This is a genomic window from Microcoleus sp. D2_18a_B4 (assembly GCF_036702475.1).
Taxonomy (GTDB): Bacteria; Cyanobacteriota; Cyanobacteriia; order Cyanobacteriales; family Microcoleaceae; genus Microcoleus.
On the sequence record NZ_JAUBTL010000005.1, the window covers coordinates 177,136 to 193,504 of the forward strand.

The window sequence follows — 16,369 nt, forward strand, 5'->3', positions numbered from 1 at the left end:
CTTAAAAACTACTGGCAGAATACCAATTTATAGGAACCGGTATTGTAGGGAAGAACACAGATTTTGAGAAAAAAAGAAGTAGGCGATCTTAAGGCAATTCGAGATTTATATCGTCACAGATGAATGTCGATCGACTATTTCCGCCCGTCACCCTTATTTGGCGGTTCTTCTTGTTGTTCTTGAGGTTTAGCTGTGATGTCAGCTAATTCTTTTTTGTCTGGTTGCGGTGTTTCTGGAGTTGAGTTAGCCATTGAGTTTAGTCCTAAATAGATGCACCGCTTAATTGTATCGTTTCGGGCTGCCAATCTATTGCTGTAGATAGCGAGATGAAAATTAAGACAAACAATTCTCATGGAGTGGCATTTGAGCTTTAATAAGTGTTAGCAATATTTTAGATGCGTCAAGCGGATACTCAAACCAGAGGCGACTCAAAAGTTATGAAACTGCAAAAAATAGGATGGTCGGGACTGATCTCAATCTTAGCGGCGCTGACTATAGGTGAGTTTCGATTTATCCCTAATTCTCAATTTAAAATCATCAATTCTCAGGCCTTGGCTCAGACGCAAGCTGAGCGGAAAGCTGAAGCAGACCGACTGTCCGACCAAGGGCATCAGCAGTATCAGAGTCGTCAATTTCAAGCTGGATTACAGTCTTTGCAACAGGCACTAATAATTTATAGGGAAATTAAAAACCGCCAAGCTGAAGGGTGGGCTCTCGAAAGTCTGGGACGTGCTTACAGTCACCTCGGCGATTACGCCAAAGCCCTTGATTACGCTCAGCAGCAGTTGGCGATCGCACGAGAAATTAATGACCGCCGAAGTGAGGGGAGAGCTCTGGGAATTTTGAAAGAAGCTTACTATTATCTAGGCAACTACGCCAAAGCCCTTGATTACGCTCAGCAGCAGTTGGCGATCGCACGAGAAATTAATGACAGCCGAAGTGAGGTAGAAGCTGACAGAAATTTGAGAAGTGCTTACGATACCATCTACAACCTCGACCGCTACGCTGAAGAAATTAAGTCCGCTCAGCAGCAGTTGGCGATCGCGCGAGAAATTAAAGACCGCCAAAGCGAGGGGAAAGCTCTGGGAAATCTGGGAATTGCTTACAATGACCTCGGCGACTACGCCAAAGCCATCGAGTACGCTCAGCAGCAGTTGGCGATCGCGCGAGAAATTAAAGACCGCCAAAGCGAGGGGACAGCTCTGGGACATCTGGGAAATGCTTACGATTCCCTCGGCGACTACGCCAAAGCCATCGAGTACACTCAGCAGTTGTTGGCGATCGCGCGAGAAATTAAAGACCGCAAAAGCGAGGGGGCGGCTCTGGGAAATCTGGGAAGTGCTTACTATTCCCTCGGCGACTACGCCAAAGCGATCGAGTACGCTCAGCAGAAGTTGGCGATCGCGCGAGAAATTAAAGACCGCCAAAGCGAGGGGAAAGCTCTGGGAAATATGGGAATTGCTTACCGTAAACTCGGCAACTACGCCCAAGCGCTCGCGTACGCTCAGCAACAGTTGGTGATCGCGCGAGAAATTAAAGACCGCCAAAGCGAGGGGAAAGCTCTGGGAAATCTGGGAAATGCTTACCTTTTCCTGGGCGACTACGCCAAAGCCATCGAGTACGCTCAGCAGGAGTTGGCGATCGCGCGAGAAATTAAAGACCGCCAAAGCGAGGGGGAGGCTCTGGGAAGTCTGGGACTTGCTTACTATTCCCTCGGCGACTACGCCAAAGCCATCGAGTACACTCAGCAGTGGTTGGCGATCGCGCGAGAAATTAAAGACCGCCCAAGCGAGGGGACAGCTCTCAACAATCTAGGAGTTGCTCTCGCCAACTCTGGCAATCTCCCAGCAGCAGAGAAAACCCTACTTGATAGTATTAAAGTTTCCGAATCTCTCCGTGCTGGATTAGACGATGCCAATAAAGTGTCAATCTTTGAAACTCAAACTAACCCCTACGTCATTTTACAAAAAGTCTTCATTGCTCAGAAAAAAACTAATGACGCTTTAGAAATTGCCGAACGGGGTAGAGCCAGAGCTTTTGTGGAGTTATTGGCATCTCGCCAAGCCCCATCTGCCTCGATCGCAACTACGATCGACCCGCCCAATATCCAGCAAATTCAACAAATCGCTAAAGAGCAAAACGCTACCCTCGTCGAGTATTCAACTATTGGGAATGAAGCCCTTTATATTTGGGTCATCAAGCCGACTGGTGAAATTACCTTTCGCTCCGTTAACCTCAAATCTCTCTACATCAATCTACCCGAAGCCACCGAAGAGACAAGAGTATCTGCTGCTACCGGGAGGAGAGGATTAAACGAGGAAGATACAGCATTAGCTGAGATGATTCGCGGCACTCGCGATGCTCTGGGTGTATCGGGGGACACTGCCAATCGACAAGCGGCTAATCCCCCTGCTTCTACCCCTGCTAATTCTCGCATAATCTACCCCAAATTACAGCAAATTTATCAACTACTCATTCAACCCATTGCCGATCTTTTACCTACTGACCCGAATGCTCCTGTCATCTTCATTCCCCATCAATCCCTGTTTTTAGTTCCCTTTGTCGCCTTACAAGATCCGACAGGTCAATATTTGATTGAAAAACATACCATCCTCACCGCTCCCGCCATTCAAATTTTACAGTTCACCCGCCAATCGCGGCAAAAAGCCCGACAACTTTCTCTGCAAAATAACCTCGTCGTCGGCAATCCAATTATGCCCAAAATTGGCAACCCGCCGCGCCAATTAGATCCCTTACCGGGCAGCGAACGGGAAGCAATTACAATTGCCCAACTTCTGAAGACTCAACCGATTACAGGCGCTCAAGCGACTAAATCATCGATTGTTCAACAGATGCTAAAAGCCCGGATTATTCATCTGGCAACTCACGGATTACTCAATGAAGTGAAGAGGCGAGATTTACCGGGAGCGATCGCCCTGGCTCCATCAGAAAATGATGACGGATTGCTGACTTCGAGCGAAATATTGGATTTCAAATTAAATGCTGAATTAGTGGTATTAAGTGCTTGCAATACTGGCAGAGGAAAACTCACAGGTGATGGGGTGGTTGGGTTATCTCGTGCTTTAATTAGTGCTGGAGTTCCTAGTATTATCGTTTCTCTGTGGTTAGTACCCGATGCTGCGACAGCGGAATTAATGGCAGAATTCTATCGCCAGTTACAGCTAAACCCTAATAAAGCTCAAGCTTTGCGGCAAGCAATGCTGATTACAATGAAGATGCACCCAACTCCGCAAGATTGGGGGGCGTTTACGCTGATTGGCGAAGCAGAATAAGATTTTTTTCTGCGCTTGCTACACTGCTTGAGGGTTGCAGCCAAACAAATCGGAGGTGGACGCAAAAACATCTTTGTTAAGAATTAAATGCCGATCGCCATCTCGACTGATTAACCCTTGTTGCTGCAATTTTCCCAGCATTCGAGTTACTGTTACCCGCGTCGTGCAAATCGCATTAGCAATATCTTGATGTGTCAAGCGGATATTCAAACGAGTTCCCTCAACCACAGGCTGACCGAATTCCTGTTGCAATAATAGCAGTAGCTGATACAAACGGTCATCTACTCGCCGCTGTCCGGCGATCGCTAAAATTGCTTCCATTTGTCGCAGCCGCCGTACCATTTGAGGCAGCAACTCGTGAGCCAATTGAGGAGAAGCTTCGATTTCCACCATAGAATACCACATCAAATAAATATCTGATGTCGCCGTAGCTCGGTAAGTCTGCAAGCTTGTCAACCACAAACCGAAGCACATCGAAGGCCCAACCCAACCCAAAAGTCCTTCTTCCCCGGTTGGATAAAGCGTACTCAGTTGTGCTAGACCTTGACAGACTCGCCAAAGGCCTTGCGGCATCATAGGGATGGTTTCGCCCTTGGCATAAAAATGCAAGTTTCGACTCGCTCCTGTGTTATGCTGGATTTCCGCTAAAAGTGCTTTGGATGTTGGTGGCATATCCCTTATTTCCAGCTAAAAAACATTGGTCTGAGACCTACGCCTCTGACTCTAACCGGCCAAGGTAAAGGTTAGGTAATCGTCTGGTTAGCGCCAAGATAAGCTTTAGTCATTAGTCATTAGTCATTAGTCAGTAGTCATTAGTCATTAGTCATTAGTCATTAGTCATTAGTCAGTAGTTGTTAGTTGTTAGTCAGTAGTCAGTAGTCATTAGTCATTAGTCATTAGTCATTAGTCAGTAGTTGTTAGTTGTTAGTTGTTAGTTGTTAGTTGTTATAAAAAGACTGAGAAGACGGTGGATTGTGGAAAATAAATGCACTCGTTATTCCGGGCATCTTAAATAAATATTTAAGTGGAAGAATGAGCCCGAATATTTGTTAATAAAGAGTTGATTAATCAAGGTTTTATAGAAAACAGAGGCGAGTTCTGAAGCTCGATCGCACATCCAGGCCCGCTGAGTCAAGTGCTGCTCTCTGCTGCCACAACCTTCAAGAACTTATAAAATAGTTCAAGAAGGTATCAAAAGACAAAGTAAGGTTTTTCATGGCCGATCAATTAATTCGCGCTACAGCCGCAGAGGGCGGAATTCGCGCTGTAGCGGTTATTTCCACCCGCCTCACCGAAGAAGCAAGACGGCGGCATAAGCTCTCCTACGTGGCTACAGCGGCCCTTGGGCGCACAATGTCGGCGGGGCTGTTACTCGCCTCCAGCATGAAGCGGCCCGAATCGAGAGTCAACATTCGCATCAAAGGAGATGGGCCGCTGGGCGGGCTTCTGATTGATGCGGGACTGGATGGAACGGTTCGAGGTTATGTGGACAATCCCGAAGTGGAATTGCCGCCCAATGCTAAAGGCAAACTCGATGTCGGCGGAGCAATAGGTGACGGTTATTTGTACGTGGTGCGGGACGTTGGATACGGCTTCCCTTACTCAAGTACGGTAGAATTGGTTTCCGGCGAAATTGGCGACGATCTGACTCACTATTTGGCAACCTCGGAGCAAACGCCTTCGGCTCTGGTTTTGGGGGTGTTTGTAGGGGCGGGCGGGGTAGAAGCGTCTGGGGGTGTGCTGTTGCAGGTTCTGCCGAAGGCGGCAACGGACGAAAAATTGGTGCAAACTTTAGAATCTAGAGTTGCTCAATTGTCGGGCTTTACGCCACTGCTGCGATCGGGCAAAACGCTGCACCAGATTCTCGAAGAGTTACTGGGAGATATGGGGCTGGAAATTTTCCCGGAAACTCAGATGGTGCGCTTTGACTGTGGCTGTTCGTTCGATCGAGTTTTGGGAGCTTTGAAAATGTTGGGCGAAGCCGAACTCCAAGACATGATTGAAAAAGATGGGGGGGCTGAGGCTACGTGCCATTTCTGCAACGAGGTTTACAAAGCTAATAGCGACCAACTTGCGGAACTCATCGGCGATTTGCGCTCAAACTCCGGTTCTTGAGACGATAATGTGTAATTGGCTCTATTGAGTGCGAGTTAGGGATGACGGCCTTGACCAATTGCCAATTACGCATTATCAATTACCTAATCACAAAATTTTGATTTTGGCGGTTTGGCGATCGGCTCTTTTAGTCTTTCGCCTGCACGAGTATTTAAAAGTGATGAATACATTCTATAGAGCAGTCAATAGCAGCGATCGCTGTTTTGAAATAATTAAGACAGGCTGGTTGTTGTTTGTGGTGAGGATATGAGTCAAGATCGCAAAACATCAGGCCGTTGGTCTGCATCAGAATCCTTGGAGTCAACAAAGGATACTTCGTCGCTGGTGCGGCTACCAGCAAGGAAAAACCGGGCTGAACGACTTAAAGAGCTTCGAGAATTGGTTACTTCGGGAAAACTGCCGGGAGGGCATCTGGAACTACCGCCGAATTTGTCTGGGGAAAACTCGCAGCCGCCGGGGGAACACAATCCGTTGTGGCGGAACTGGTCGAATAAGTGGCAGTTTTGGCTGGCGGTGAGTTTGATGCTATCGGTGGGTATGGGGTTTGTGGCAATTGCGTCTTTACTCAACCTGACCTCGCAGTCCAATTGCTCAAAGATTTTTTGGCCGACGGCTTCTGCTAACGATCGCTTTTTTTGTGCTCAAGAAGCAGCAAGCAAGCGGACGGCGGATGATTTGCTCAGGGCGATCGAATTAGTGAATGCTTTGCCACAAAACCATCCGCTGCGGCCGAGAATTAACACTCAAATCGATCGGTGGTCGGAGGATATTCTTAGACTGGGAAATGCTACTTTCCAAGAAGGAAAGCTGGAGGAGGCGATTGCGCTCGCTCGCAAGGTTCCTAAAAACGTTCCCGCTTACCCGAAGATGGAAAAGCAGATTGAAAAGTGGCAGTCGATATGGAGCGATGCAGAGAAAATTTACCGCACGGCTGAAGACCACTTGCGTCAGGAAGAGTGGACGCAGGCTTTCAGCCAAGCTACTCTGCTTTTGGATTTGGGAAATACTTTCTGGGAATCGGCTAAGTACGAGGAATTGACTAAGCTAATTCAGACGACTCGGGCTGAGGGCAATAAGTTGGTAAAAGCCCGCAATACAGCCTCCGAGGGAGGTCTCGACAATCTGGTGAAGGGGATTAAGCTGGCTCAGGGAATTGGTCAAAACAGTTATTTGTATCAAGCTGCCAATAAGGCGATCGCGGAATTTAGCAAGAAAATTCTGGAGATCGCCCAAAAACGCTTGCAGGCAGGGGATTGGGAGCAGGCGGTCGCGATCGCTAACAAGATTCCAGAGTCGGCAAATTTAAGGGAACAAGTACAGGATTTTAACCAGTTGGCGAATGCTACTTCTCAGGCTTCTACTGGCTCTGTTGAGGGTTTCTCCAAGGCGATCGAGATTGCTCAAAAGTTGAATTCCGGCCGCCCTTTATACAAACAAGCTCAAGATTTAGTCGGCCGCTGGCAGCAAGAAATGGCTGATGTCAAAGTTTTGGATATGGCAAGCAGGCTGGCGGCGCCTGGTGGGGTAAATGATTTGAGGGCTGCGATCGCGCAATTGCAAACAGTCCCGGAATCAAATCCCCGCGCTTCGGAAGCTCGCAGTCAAATTAGCACCTTGAGCCGTCAAATCGAGCTGCTGGAAGACAGTCCGTATTTGCAAAGAGCGAACGATTTGGCAAGTACGGGCGATCCGAATGCTCTGGAAGCCGCCGTTGCTCAAGCTTCTCGGATCGGTAGAGGTAGGGCGCTTTACGTGGAAGCTCAAGCCAAAATTCAAGCTTGGATCGAGAGGAGACAGCGGCTTGTTGACCAGCCGTTTTTGGATAGAGCTCAGCAGCTAGCGGCGGGCGGCAATTTGGCGGGGGCAATTGAGATGGCCCGCCGGATTCGATCGGGACGGGTGCTTTATGAGGAAGCTCGATCGAACATTCGGACTTGGGAGGCTCAATTTCAGGGCGAGCAAGGTTTGCAGAACGCCCGTCAGACCGCCCGATCCGGGACTGCTGACGCTTTGCAAACGGCAATTGGGCTCGCAAGTCAGGTTCCCGAGTCGAGTCCGCTCCGTTGGCAGGCGAGTGAGGCGATTGATGAGTGGAGCCAGCGGATTTTGGCGCTTGGTGTGGAACAGTCGTCGTCGGATCTGGCTGGGGCGATCGCGACTTTGAAGAAAATTCCTTCGGGTACTCGGGCTTTTGAGCAAGCTCGATCGCAAATCAAAGTTTGGGAGGAGTCGCTGAATCCTCCTGAGTCTGAATCTCCCCCTCCTGAACCGCCGGAAACTGAGCCTCCTACCAGCTCTGGCAATCGCTAGGTTAACTGGTTTGCCGGAGATTGGGCGGGGGTTTAAACCCCCCTCTCACAGCTTGCATTCGGTTAAAACTCACATCTTGCACCATTGTCAGCAACAGGCAAGATGCCTGTTCCACAAAATATAAATTTTATTGTGGAACAGGCCGAAAAGCCTGTTCATAAAAGACTAATTGAGAATGGTGCAACATCTCAGTTAAAACCGACTAAGAATTCATCAATTGCCAGCGGATTTGACAAGATATCCTTAATCGTTAATCGCCAACATTTAAAAATTGGTAAATAAATTCTTTGTATTCATCTTTCACGGGCAGCTCTTCATCGACTTTGAGTCGCCGCCGCACTGCCACAACTTCTTTGCCTTCGATCGGGTTATAACCTGGTTTCTCGTATTTTTCCCAATACACTCCCGTTCCCCGGCGCTGCCAAGCCGGCACTTCGTTAAAGTTAATTCCGTTTTGAAATAGCAATTCGTTTTTGAAAGCCACCGATTGTTTGTCTAATATAACTGCTGCATTTTCACCAGTTTCGCCATTTTTTCGCAGCATCCAATAACTCCAGCCATTCAAAGCGCACCGCGCTGCATCTGCTTGGCGCCATAGAAAATAATCTACTACTTGCGATTTGTTGGCTGCAGAACAAATGCGGCTGTCAAAACTGACTGCTGTTTGGGCGGCGCGAGTGAAAGTTGCACTGGCAATACTGGCAGAAATAGAGACAATTTTTTCTAAGCTGCGGTCAAATAAATCCCAATCTGGAGGAAACAAAACTGAGATTTCGTCACTTTCGGTATAAGCGTAAATGCCGTCTAGTTCTGACAGGAGCGCTTTGGCAGTTTCCACCATTAATTCGTGGAATTTTAAGTCGAAAGGCTTATCAAAACTTGAGGAAGTAAATTTGGAAAAGCTGCGACCGTCGGCGCGAATTACTGTGTGAGTTCCCGGCAATAAACGCAGGCTGTGAAAATATTCAAGCTCGCGCATTTTTTTTTCAAATGTCTGATTGTCCATGAATAATTTCCTCTGCGGGCCAGGTTTTTACTTCAAAGGTTAAGTTTTCTGCTATGCGGGCCCAAAACAGCCGTTCAAACCCTTCGCCGTAACTGGGCAATACCATTTTTTTTATAGTAGCATAAATTGCTATGTCTGGAACTTGAGATTTGCCCGATCGCTTTTGATTTCGAGCTAAACAGTCGCTGACTATTGATTCAAAGTAGTAACCGATGATTTTGGCATTATAGGTGCGACCCGTATCAATCAGCGGCTTGCGATCTAGAACTTCGGGATTGGTATTATCAACAGCGACTGAATGACCTGCTTGCAGTGCATTTTCAATTAATTGAATTTGTCGGCGCGATTTATTTTTATTGTTTCGCATTAAATCTTTGCTTACCAAAACGTGCGTGGCAGCTAAATAGTCGCGAAAAAATGTGCTTTTTCCCGATGCTTGCAATCCCATTAAAATGACTAATTCCATGACAGGCTAAACATCCGCCGGATTCAGGTGCATCATTACCCAAGTGGTGTAAGTGCCGATCGGACTCCAAAGTATGTAAGGCAGCAATAACAGGGCGGCAGGCTCGGAAACTGGCAACACAGTTAAAGCTAGGATTACGCTTAAAATAGCGCCCGTTCCGCCGATTATTGTGCCGACTTTTAAGCTCCTAACTTTGCACATAACCGAGGTGTAAGACATAGTTACTATTTCTAAAAGCAGGTACAAACCCATTCTCAGCCAAGTCTCCTGAGTTCCTGGTTCTTTTTCCCAAACAATCACTGCTGACCAAGCTGCACAAATAAAAATCACTGTCCAAATTAGGGGAATTGCTCTTTCAAATACTAGCCATCTCGGACGCTGCAAGCGGTTGAACCATTGGATGTCCCTGGGCGGGATTAAGCTAGCAGCTAAAGCTACTACAAAGGCGACGCCTCCAATTACCATCCAGGATTTAATCATTTTTTTACCTTGGGCGAGGTTGACAGGTTCAATTCTGCAGATATTATCTCTAATTTTGGCGATCGCGCCATCTGTCCGCAGTTATATTAGGTTTGGCTGATTCGCAAAACCCAACATCAGTTTAAAAGTTATTTAGACTTCTGGGAAACGTTAATTTATTCTCTTCAGTTCCCCTTCATAATATAAAAAATGTGACCGAAAGCATCCAGGATACAAGCCCCCGGATTCATTCCTTCGCAGACTCAGGACCCAGAAATAAAAAACCTGTATCCGATGAAACTTGCCCCCCCAATTTATCTGTGGGGTCAATGCTTCAATTCTTTAATCTAAAATCTAAAATCTAAAATCGATTGACTCTTGCTCCCTCCCCTTGACAAGGGGAGGGTTCGGGTCTGCTTTTCAGTAAATTTGACCAGTAAATTGAACGAAAAGTCTCTTAGTCTTTCAAAAAAATCGGCGACTAGCCGAGCCGATGATGCTGTTCTAATTCTAAACTAGAGTCATCCTCTTTTTTGGGAACCAGAAGCGTATTTTCGCTGCTCGGTTGCAACACGGCTTTAATCACTTGGAGAAAACGGTTAGGCTTTTTAGTTTGACCGTTGAGAGTGCGGCGGTCTTTCACTTTTTGAGAAAGGTGTCGCATCACAGATAAATCGAGTTCATCTATGAAATGGTCTGCTATACGTTCTCCCATTAAATCAATAGCTTCAGCATACTGATCGGTTAGCGTTTCTATGGCATCGTATGCTTCGTCAGCAACTTGACTTGCTACTGTTTTATTTTGGTCGCCCGGAGTCTGGGAATGGCTGCGGCGCCGGTCTAAAAGACTTTGGTAGTCAGCAATGCTCATTCCCAAATTGTAAAGATGGTGGTGAGCGTGATCCATCAAATCTACTTCACTGGGATAGAAGAAACCGCGAGTGCTGTTAATGCCGTGCAGTTTTGCCCAACGTCGCAGATTTGTCTCATCTTGCAGTTGGTATCGCTCTAACATTTGAGCTGTATTCAGCTCTACTTCTGGGGTAACTTTGAAATCGCTCATCGGTAAATCCTCGCTGGTGAGTAAATAAATAAATTTGAAACTTAGAATCTGTGATTTGCGTACAGTCTGAAAATGATGATCAATCCTTTGACGGCATTCACGGAAGTCTTGCGGGCATTTGCTAGCCGTCGATCGTGCGATCGTGCGATCGAGTCAGAGGATTTCAGGGTAGGGTACTTTTGCGCTTTGTCTCGATCGCATCCGGGAGCAAGCACACTGGGTTAATAATATAGCTGATTTAAGGTTTCAACAACCGTTAAAAATAGTAAAGTTTGATTTTTAGGGTTGAATTTTTAGTAAGGTTGAGCTATAATATTCTCCATAACCGTGCAATTAGTAATTTTAGTAGTTGCAAACGAGATTCTTAGTATGCCTGTATACGATTATTTGTGTCCCGAAAACAACCAGCAGTTAGAAGTTTGGCACAGCATGAACCTGGAAGTTTCGACTTGGGGCCAACTGTGCGAGTTGGCTAAGCGCGAACCCGGGGAGACTCCCGCAGATGCTCCGGTACGCCGGCTGCTGAGCGCTCCGAGGTTGATGAAGCCGACATCGGACACCGATTATAAAAATCAGGGGTTCAGCAAGTACGTGAAGCGGGATGAAGGGGTTTATGAAAATGTCACGGCTAAGGATGGTGAAAGCCGTATTGTCAATCGAGATGGTAAGCCGATTAAAGACTGAACTCGGTAATTGGTAATTGGTAATCGGTCATTGGTAATTGGTAATTATTCCTAATGACTAATGACTAATGACTAATGACTACTGACTAATGACTACTGACTACTGACTACTGACTACTGACTACTGACTAATGACTACTGACTACTGACTACTGACTTCTAATATTATTTACCAAACCAATCTTTCATTTTTTGTTTAGCTTGTTCTTTAGTATCAGCATTAATGTATACTGAAACAGTAGCTATTGCCGCCAGCAATACTCCCAAATCGTCGGTGAACCCGATACCAACTAATACATCGGGAATGGCATCGACAGGAGATATAAAATAGGTCAAAGCTCCAACTACAACTCCTTTGGCCCAAGCAGGCACGTTTGGGTTCTGAGCCGTATAGTAGAGAATCAAAGCTTTTTCAACTACTTCTCTTCCTGCGGTTAAAGCAAAGTTTTTAAGTTTAGTCCAAAAACTTTCATCTGAATAGTTGATTTTGGGGTTGCTGAGATTTGTTGTGGTTCCTTTTCGGTCGATCAAATCGAGAGGAATGCCCTTAGTTTTAAGCTGGGAAACAGCGGAATTGAAGGAGGCTGAAACCTGATTTTTCTTAGGGGCAGCCTCCTGTATTTGTTTCATGTCTGCGATGAATTCCTGCATGGCTGGGATTTGCAAGTCGGAAACCGCCAGCAGTTTTTTTGCCGATTGGATCGCCTCGCTTTCTGCGGGATGCAGCGTCTTATTTGCCCCAGCAATGTTAATTAAAAAATACATGACTCCCAAACGCAGCGGTTCTTCTGACTGGCTGAGTGTTTGCAAACAGTCGCTGAGTGATGGGGGACTGGCTGTGTAGGATTGGATTTGAGTCTTTGCAGAGTCAGAAAATTTGTCTAAATTTATGGTTTTAAACAACAAATCTAGTTCGTCAATATCAACGGAACCATCGGCGGCTGCGATCGCAAACAAAGAACCATAAAAAGCTAAAAGTTCGCTTTCTGAGGATGTGGCAAAAATATCTCTCTCGGACACGATGCTACTCCGATTGATAACGACGCTTTGCATTTTACCACAAAACTCAGCGCGCCATGATTTCAGAAACCGGCAATAATTTTAGAGAGCATGACACAATGGAGAATTTTTTATGAAAGTTGCGATCGTCGGCTGTGGCTATGTGGGTACTGCGACAGCCAAACATTTACGCGGCAAATCTGATTGTACCGTGACGGCGACAACTACGACGGCGACGCGAGTAGTTGAGTTGGAGGGTGTCGCGCAGCGGGTAGCCGTGCTCAAGGGAAATGACAAAGATGCGATCGCCTCTGTACTCCAAGAACAAGATGCTGTTATGCTGTGCGTCGGTGCCCGAAATCCTCATGCTTATCGGGAAAGTTATTTAGATACTGCGACAACTTTAGTATCGGTTTTGCAGCAGATACCGACAGTAAAGCAGGTTATTTATACGGCTACTTATTCTGTGTATGGCGATCGCCAAGGTGAATTGGTAAATGAAGAATCACCCGTAGCGCCTGCTAATCCAAATGGTGAAATTCTCGCAGAAACAGAACGGGTTTTATTAGCAGCATCTAGTCCCAATCTTCACGTCTGCATTCTCCGTTTGGGAGGAATTTATGGGCCTGGGCGAGAATTAGTTAAAATCTTTGGAGGTTGGGCTGGGAGCACTCGTCCCGGTAGGGGGGAAGATGTTACTAATTGGGTGCATCGAGATGATATTGTTGGGGGGTTAACTTTTGCTTGGGAAAATGGATTGCAGGGAATTTACAATTTAGTCGGGGATGTGTCGCTATCCAGTGGTGAATTGCTCGATCGCATTTTTGAAGCTAATAATTTGCCTAAAGTTTCTTGGGATGGAAGTCCTAGCGTGCGGCCTTATAATGCGAGGGTGTCGAATCAAAAGATTAAGGCGGCTGGTTATCAGTTTATCCATCCTGAAATTAGGGAGTTTTAATAGTCTTGGGCGCAGCACCTAATTATGTAGGGTGTGCACGGCGCACCTTGCTAGAGAATATTATATTTTCCCTTTAACCCAAGTTCTAAAGGATTTCAGCAAAGCAATTTCTCCTATCGTTTGAGTCCGACTGAAAAACCCAGCCATTTCTACTACCGATACAAAGGGAAAAGCAATACTAAAGTCGCGCTCAATATATTCAGTTTCTACCAACTGATAAAATTTCAAAACTCGCCCGTTATATAGCCAGAGTTCCGGGACACGAAGTGCGGAGTAAATGGCCAACTTATCAACTGAACTGCTGGTAATATCTATTTCAATTGCTAAGTCTGGCGGTGGGGCAGTTTCTAAATCTAGTTCTTGCCTGCCTCTAACTGCTGCTTCATTTTGGATATAATAACAGTTATCTGGTTCTATGCCTTTTTTGGCATTTTTGAGTTTGAGAGTAGTTGAGCCAGCACTTTTAATTTCAATGTCGAGTTCTTCTGCTAAAGCAAGGATGAAATTACCGAAATTGCTCTTGTAGTTCTCATGTTCAAATAGTGGCGCCATAATTTCCAGTCTCCCTTCATCGTAAGCTATGCGATAACCTCGCTTATCGCCTATTTCTTTGAGCAACGTTTCAAAGGTCTGCCAGCTAATGTTTTCTAGCAGTGTTCTCTGTTCGGCTAAACTTGAAGTAGTAGCAATCATCTCAAAATCTCCTTGAGCTGAGAAAACTCTAGTTTTATTTTACCACAGGCCCAGATACTATCAAAAGGGCGATTTTTTACGGGATAGCTGCGCTTCCCGGTCTTTTTTTTACCGCAGATGCAGGCTGATAGATGCGGAGGAACGCGGATGGATGAAAGGGCGATCGCACTTCACTTAGGTTGTGTTAAATCTTATTTGATCACAGCATTACTAATTCTTTCTCTTCTTCCCAAGACAGTGATATTTGAAGTTGTCGTGATACGGTAAATGTTCAGGGCGGTTTCATTCTTACGAAAATCGCGATTTTGTAGGGGCGGTGCCCCCGTGCCCGCCCCCCCACAGACGATTTCACAGGCGTTTCAGACATGGGGGCAACCACGGGGGGTTTGCCCCTACGGAGAATGAAACAGCCCTGGGTAAATGTTTGAGCTGCCAACAGTGCAGTCTCTAATTTCACACACATTTTGGCAGAATAATTACCTTCTTGTCCGCCGATAACTAGCTTTTCTATTGCATCTGGTTTTGATGGATCTACTAAATTATGGAAGCTAACGTTATCAAAAGTTACGTTAACAATATATTTGCCGGATTCGCCGCCACCAATGCTCATATAACACTCGTCATCTGCACCCAAGGTAACTAAAGTTTTAGTTTTCCCATTTAACTCGCGGATGGCTTGTTCTATTTGACTCCAAGTAGGACTTTCTATTAAGTCACCTTCATCCTGGTTGCCCACCCAATTTTCGGCTGATAGGTTTAACACAAACATTATCGCCTCCTTGTATTTGGGGTGCGATCGCTCTCTTCTTCATCCGCGTTCATCCGTGTTCATCTGCCTTCGTCTGCGGTCAAAAAAAGGGCGATCGCTTCTCAATTTCTACCCGCGCACCATCACCCACCAAATTATCCCATAATCCCAGCAAAAAAGTCGATCGTCTCTTTCAACGCTTTCACAAACACATCAATCTCTTCGCGAGTATTGTAAAAATACAAACTCGCTCTGGCAGTAGATGAAACGTTCAAATAGCGGTGCAAAGCTTGCGTGCAGTGATGCCCGGAACGAATCGCGACTCCCTCCTGATCTAACATGGTAGACAAGTCTTGAGGGTGAATTTCTCCGGCTGTAAATGCCGCCAAAGCTGCCCTACCTTCGCCGTTGCTGTCTGGTTGCGGGCCGTAAATTTTGATTTCGGGAATTTGCCGCAATTGTTGGAACATATAAGCATTCAATTCTGCTTCGCAAGCGTGAATCTTATCCATGCCAATGTTACTAAGATAATCGATTGCTGCACCAAGGGCGATCGCCTCGCCGATTGCAGGCGTGCCGGCCTCAAATTTGTGTGGCAAATCGGCATAGGTGGAATAATCGAGAAACACGTCAGCAATCATCTCGCCCCCGCCGAAAAACGGAGGCATTTCTCTCAGCAAGTCCAGCTTACCGTACAGAAAACCGATGCCAGTCGGAGCGCACATTTTGTGACCGGAAGCAACCAGCCAATCGCAATCTATTGCTTGCACATCTACTATCATGTGCGGCACGCTTTGGCAAGCATCAATTAAAACTCTTGCGCCGAAACTGTGGGCAATTTTGCAGATTTCTTTGACTGGACTGATGCAGCCCAAAGTATTAGAAACGTGAACGGTTGACACCAATTTAGTTTTATGGGAAATCAGGGTTTTAAACTGTTCCAAATCAAACTCGTTAGTTTCCGTTAACTCGACAAACTTCAGCACCGCACCGGTTCTTTGAGCCATCATTTGCCAGGGAACGAGATTGCTGTGGTGTTCCATTACCGACAGGATAATTTCATCTCCGGCTTGCAGATTGCTCAAACCCCAAGAATAAGCAACCAAATTAATCGCTTCGGTGGCGTTGCGAGTGTAAACAATTTCTTGCCGCGACGCCGCATTTACAAACGCCGCAACTTTGTCTCTCGCACCTTCGTAAGCATCAGTCGCTTTGGCACTGAGAGTGTGAGCGCCGCGGTGGACGTTTGCATTGTATTGTCCGTAGTAATCACGCCAAGCGTTGAGCACAGCTAGGGGTTTTTGAGAAGTAGCTGCATTGTCTAAATAAACTAGCGGTTTACCGTTAACTTTTTCATTCAAAATTGGGAAGTCGCCGCGAACTTTTGATGCAAGTGTTTTTTCTTGAATAAGTGTCATATTTTTTGAAGTTAGTGATTTGTCGTTGGGTGGGGGCGGGTTTACGAGATTGTTGGCTTTAGGCAATTATTATTCGTGAAACCCGCCCCTTGTATCTTAAAAGAGTGAGTCAGGCGATCGCCACGTCATTGATTCGATCATACCGACAATCAGGCGAT

17 protein-coding genes are annotated in these 16,369 nt (G+C 46.3%); 8 read left to right on the top strand and 9 right to left on the bottom strand.

Annotated elements, in window-relative coordinates:
- The first annotated feature begins 395 nt into the window (after window positions 1-395).
- A complete protein-coding gene (locus QUB04_RS04905) occupies window positions 396-3,293 on the top strand; it encodes a CHAT domain-containing tetratricopeptide repeat protein (protein WP_333281743.1) in 2,898 nt (965 codons plus the stop codon).
- 18 nt (window positions 3,294-3,311) lie between these two features.
- Here the strand turns inward: QUB04_RS04905 and QUB04_RS04910 are convergent, their stop codons facing one another.
- Entirely contained in the window at window positions 3,312-3,965 is a 654-nt protein-coding gene (locus QUB04_RS04910) for a Crp/Fnr family transcriptional regulator (protein WP_333281746.1), read from the bottom strand.
- Window positions 3,966-4,508: 543 nt separating this feature from the next.
- Between QUB04_RS04910 and hslO the strand changes: the two genes are divergently transcribed.
- The 4 genes from hslO (at window position 4,509) to QUB04_RS04930 (ending at window position 8,000) form a co-directional block, all read left to right on the top strand.
- Window positions 4,509-5,408, top strand: coding sequence for an Hsp33 family molecular chaperone HslO (gene hslO, locus QUB04_RS04915; RefSeq protein WP_333281750.1), 900 nt, complete (start codon window positions 4,509-4,511; stop codon window positions 5,406-5,408).
- 28 nt (window positions 5,409-5,436) lie between these two features.
- Window positions 5,437-5,658 carry a hypothetical protein gene (locus QUB04_RS04920; protein WP_333281753.1) on the top strand — a complete coding sequence of 74 codons (222 nt, stop codon included), beginning with the start codon at window positions 5,437-5,439 and terminating at the stop codon, window positions 5,656-5,658.
- Window positions 5,655-7,718 (top strand): hypothetical protein, encoded by a 2,064-nt coding sequence (locus tag QUB04_RS04925; protein WP_333281755.1) that lies wholly within the window; start codon window positions 5,655-5,657, stop codon window positions 7,716-7,718. The genes QUB04_RS04920 and QUB04_RS04925 overlap by 4 nt, the downstream gene beginning before the upstream one ends.
- A 102-nt stretch (window positions 7,719-7,820) precedes the next feature.
- Window positions 7,821-8,000 (top strand): hypothetical protein, encoded by a 180-nt coding sequence (locus QUB04_RS04930; protein WP_333281757.1) that lies wholly within the window; start codon window positions 7,821-7,823, stop codon window positions 7,998-8,000.
- Here the strand turns inward: QUB04_RS04930 and QUB04_RS04935 are convergent.
- The 4 genes from QUB04_RS04935 to QUB04_RS04950 all read right to left on the bottom strand — a co-directional run bounded on the left by QUB04_RS04935 (window position 7,969) and on the right by QUB04_RS04950 (window position 10,712).
- The gene (locus QUB04_RS04935; RefSeq protein ID WP_333281760.1) at window positions 7,969-8,724 is read right to left on the bottom strand and encodes a tRNA(His) guanylyltransferase Thg1 family protein; all 756 of its coding nucleotides are present in this window, start codon (window positions 8,722-8,724) and stop codon (window positions 7,969-7,971) included. The genes QUB04_RS04930 and QUB04_RS04935 overlap by 32 nt on opposite strands.
- Entirely contained in the window at window positions 8,705-9,190 is a 486-nt protein-coding gene (locus tag QUB04_RS04940) for an AAA family ATPase (protein ID WP_333281763.1), read from the bottom strand. Before QUB04_RS04940 ends, QUB04_RS04935 begins: the two co-directional genes overlap by 20 nt.
- Window positions 9,191-9,196: 6 nt before the next feature.
- Window positions 9,197-9,670 (bottom strand): TspO/MBR family protein, encoded by a 474-nt coding sequence (locus QUB04_RS04945; RefSeq protein WP_333281765.1) that lies wholly within the window; start codon window positions 9,668-9,670, stop codon window positions 9,197-9,199.
- Between the two features lie 460 nt (window positions 9,671-10,130).
- The gene (locus tag QUB04_RS04950; RefSeq protein ID WP_333259581.1) at window positions 10,131-10,712 is read right to left on the bottom strand and encodes a hypothetical protein; all 582 of its coding nucleotides are present in this window, start codon (window positions 10,710-10,712) and stop codon (window positions 10,131-10,133) included.
- Window positions 10,713-10,784: 72 nt separating this feature from the next.
- Here QUB04_RS04950 and QUB04_RS04955 point away from each other — a divergent pair, with 72 nt between their 5' ends.
- Both QUB04_RS04955 and QUB04_RS04960 read left to right on the top strand, forming a co-directional pair.
- A complete protein-coding gene (locus tag QUB04_RS04955) occupies window positions 10,785-10,937 on the top strand; it encodes a hypothetical protein (protein WP_333281768.1) in 153 nt (50 codons plus the stop codon).
- Window positions 10,938-11,081: 144 nt separating this feature from the next.
- The gene (locus tag QUB04_RS04960; protein ID WP_333052014.1) at window positions 11,082-11,396 is read left to right on the top strand and encodes a zinc ribbon domain-containing protein; all 315 of its coding nucleotides are present in this window, start codon (window positions 11,082-11,084) and stop codon (window positions 11,394-11,396) included.
- A 164-nt stretch (window positions 11,397-11,560) separates the two neighbouring features.
- Here the strand turns inward: QUB04_RS04960 and QUB04_RS04965 are convergent, their stop codons facing one another.
- Complete coding sequence (locus QUB04_RS04965; RefSeq protein WP_333281771.1) at window positions 11,561-12,448, bottom strand: DUF1232 domain-containing protein; 888 nt, start codon at window positions 12,446-12,448, stop codon at window positions 11,561-11,563.
- A 79-nt stretch (window positions 12,449-12,527) separates the two neighbouring features.
- On the opposite strand from QUB04_RS04965, the gene QUB04_RS04970 reads away from it, so the two are divergent.
- Window positions 12,528-13,352, top strand: a complete 825-nt coding sequence (locus QUB04_RS04970) for an NAD-dependent epimerase/dehydratase family protein (protein ID WP_333281774.1) — start codon at window positions 12,528-12,530, stop codon at window positions 13,350-13,352.
- 60 nt (window positions 13,353-13,412) lie between these two features.
- On the opposite strand, the gene QUB04_RS04975 is transcribed toward QUB04_RS04970, so the two are convergent.
- The 3 genes from QUB04_RS04975 to QUB04_RS04985 form a co-directional block, all read right to left on the bottom strand.
- Window positions 13,413-14,045, bottom strand: a complete 633-nt coding sequence (locus QUB04_RS04975) for a Uma2 family endonuclease (RefSeq protein ID WP_333281777.1) — start codon at window positions 14,043-14,045, stop codon at window positions 13,413-13,415.
- A 271-nt stretch (window positions 14,046-14,316) separates the two neighbouring features.
- On the bottom strand, window positions 14,317-14,808 hold the full coding sequence (locus tag QUB04_RS04980) for an Imm1 family immunity protein (RefSeq protein WP_333281781.1): 492 nt from the start codon (window positions 14,806-14,808) through the stop codon (window positions 14,317-14,319).
- A gap of 140 nt (window positions 14,809-14,948) precedes the next feature.
- Window positions 14,949-16,211 carry a SufS family cysteine desulfurase gene (locus QUB04_RS04985; RefSeq protein WP_333207045.1) on the bottom strand — a complete coding sequence of 421 codons (1,263 nt, stop codon included), beginning with the start codon at window positions 16,209-16,211 and terminating at the stop codon, window positions 14,949-14,951.
- Window positions 16,212-16,369: the final 158 nt, after the last annotated feature.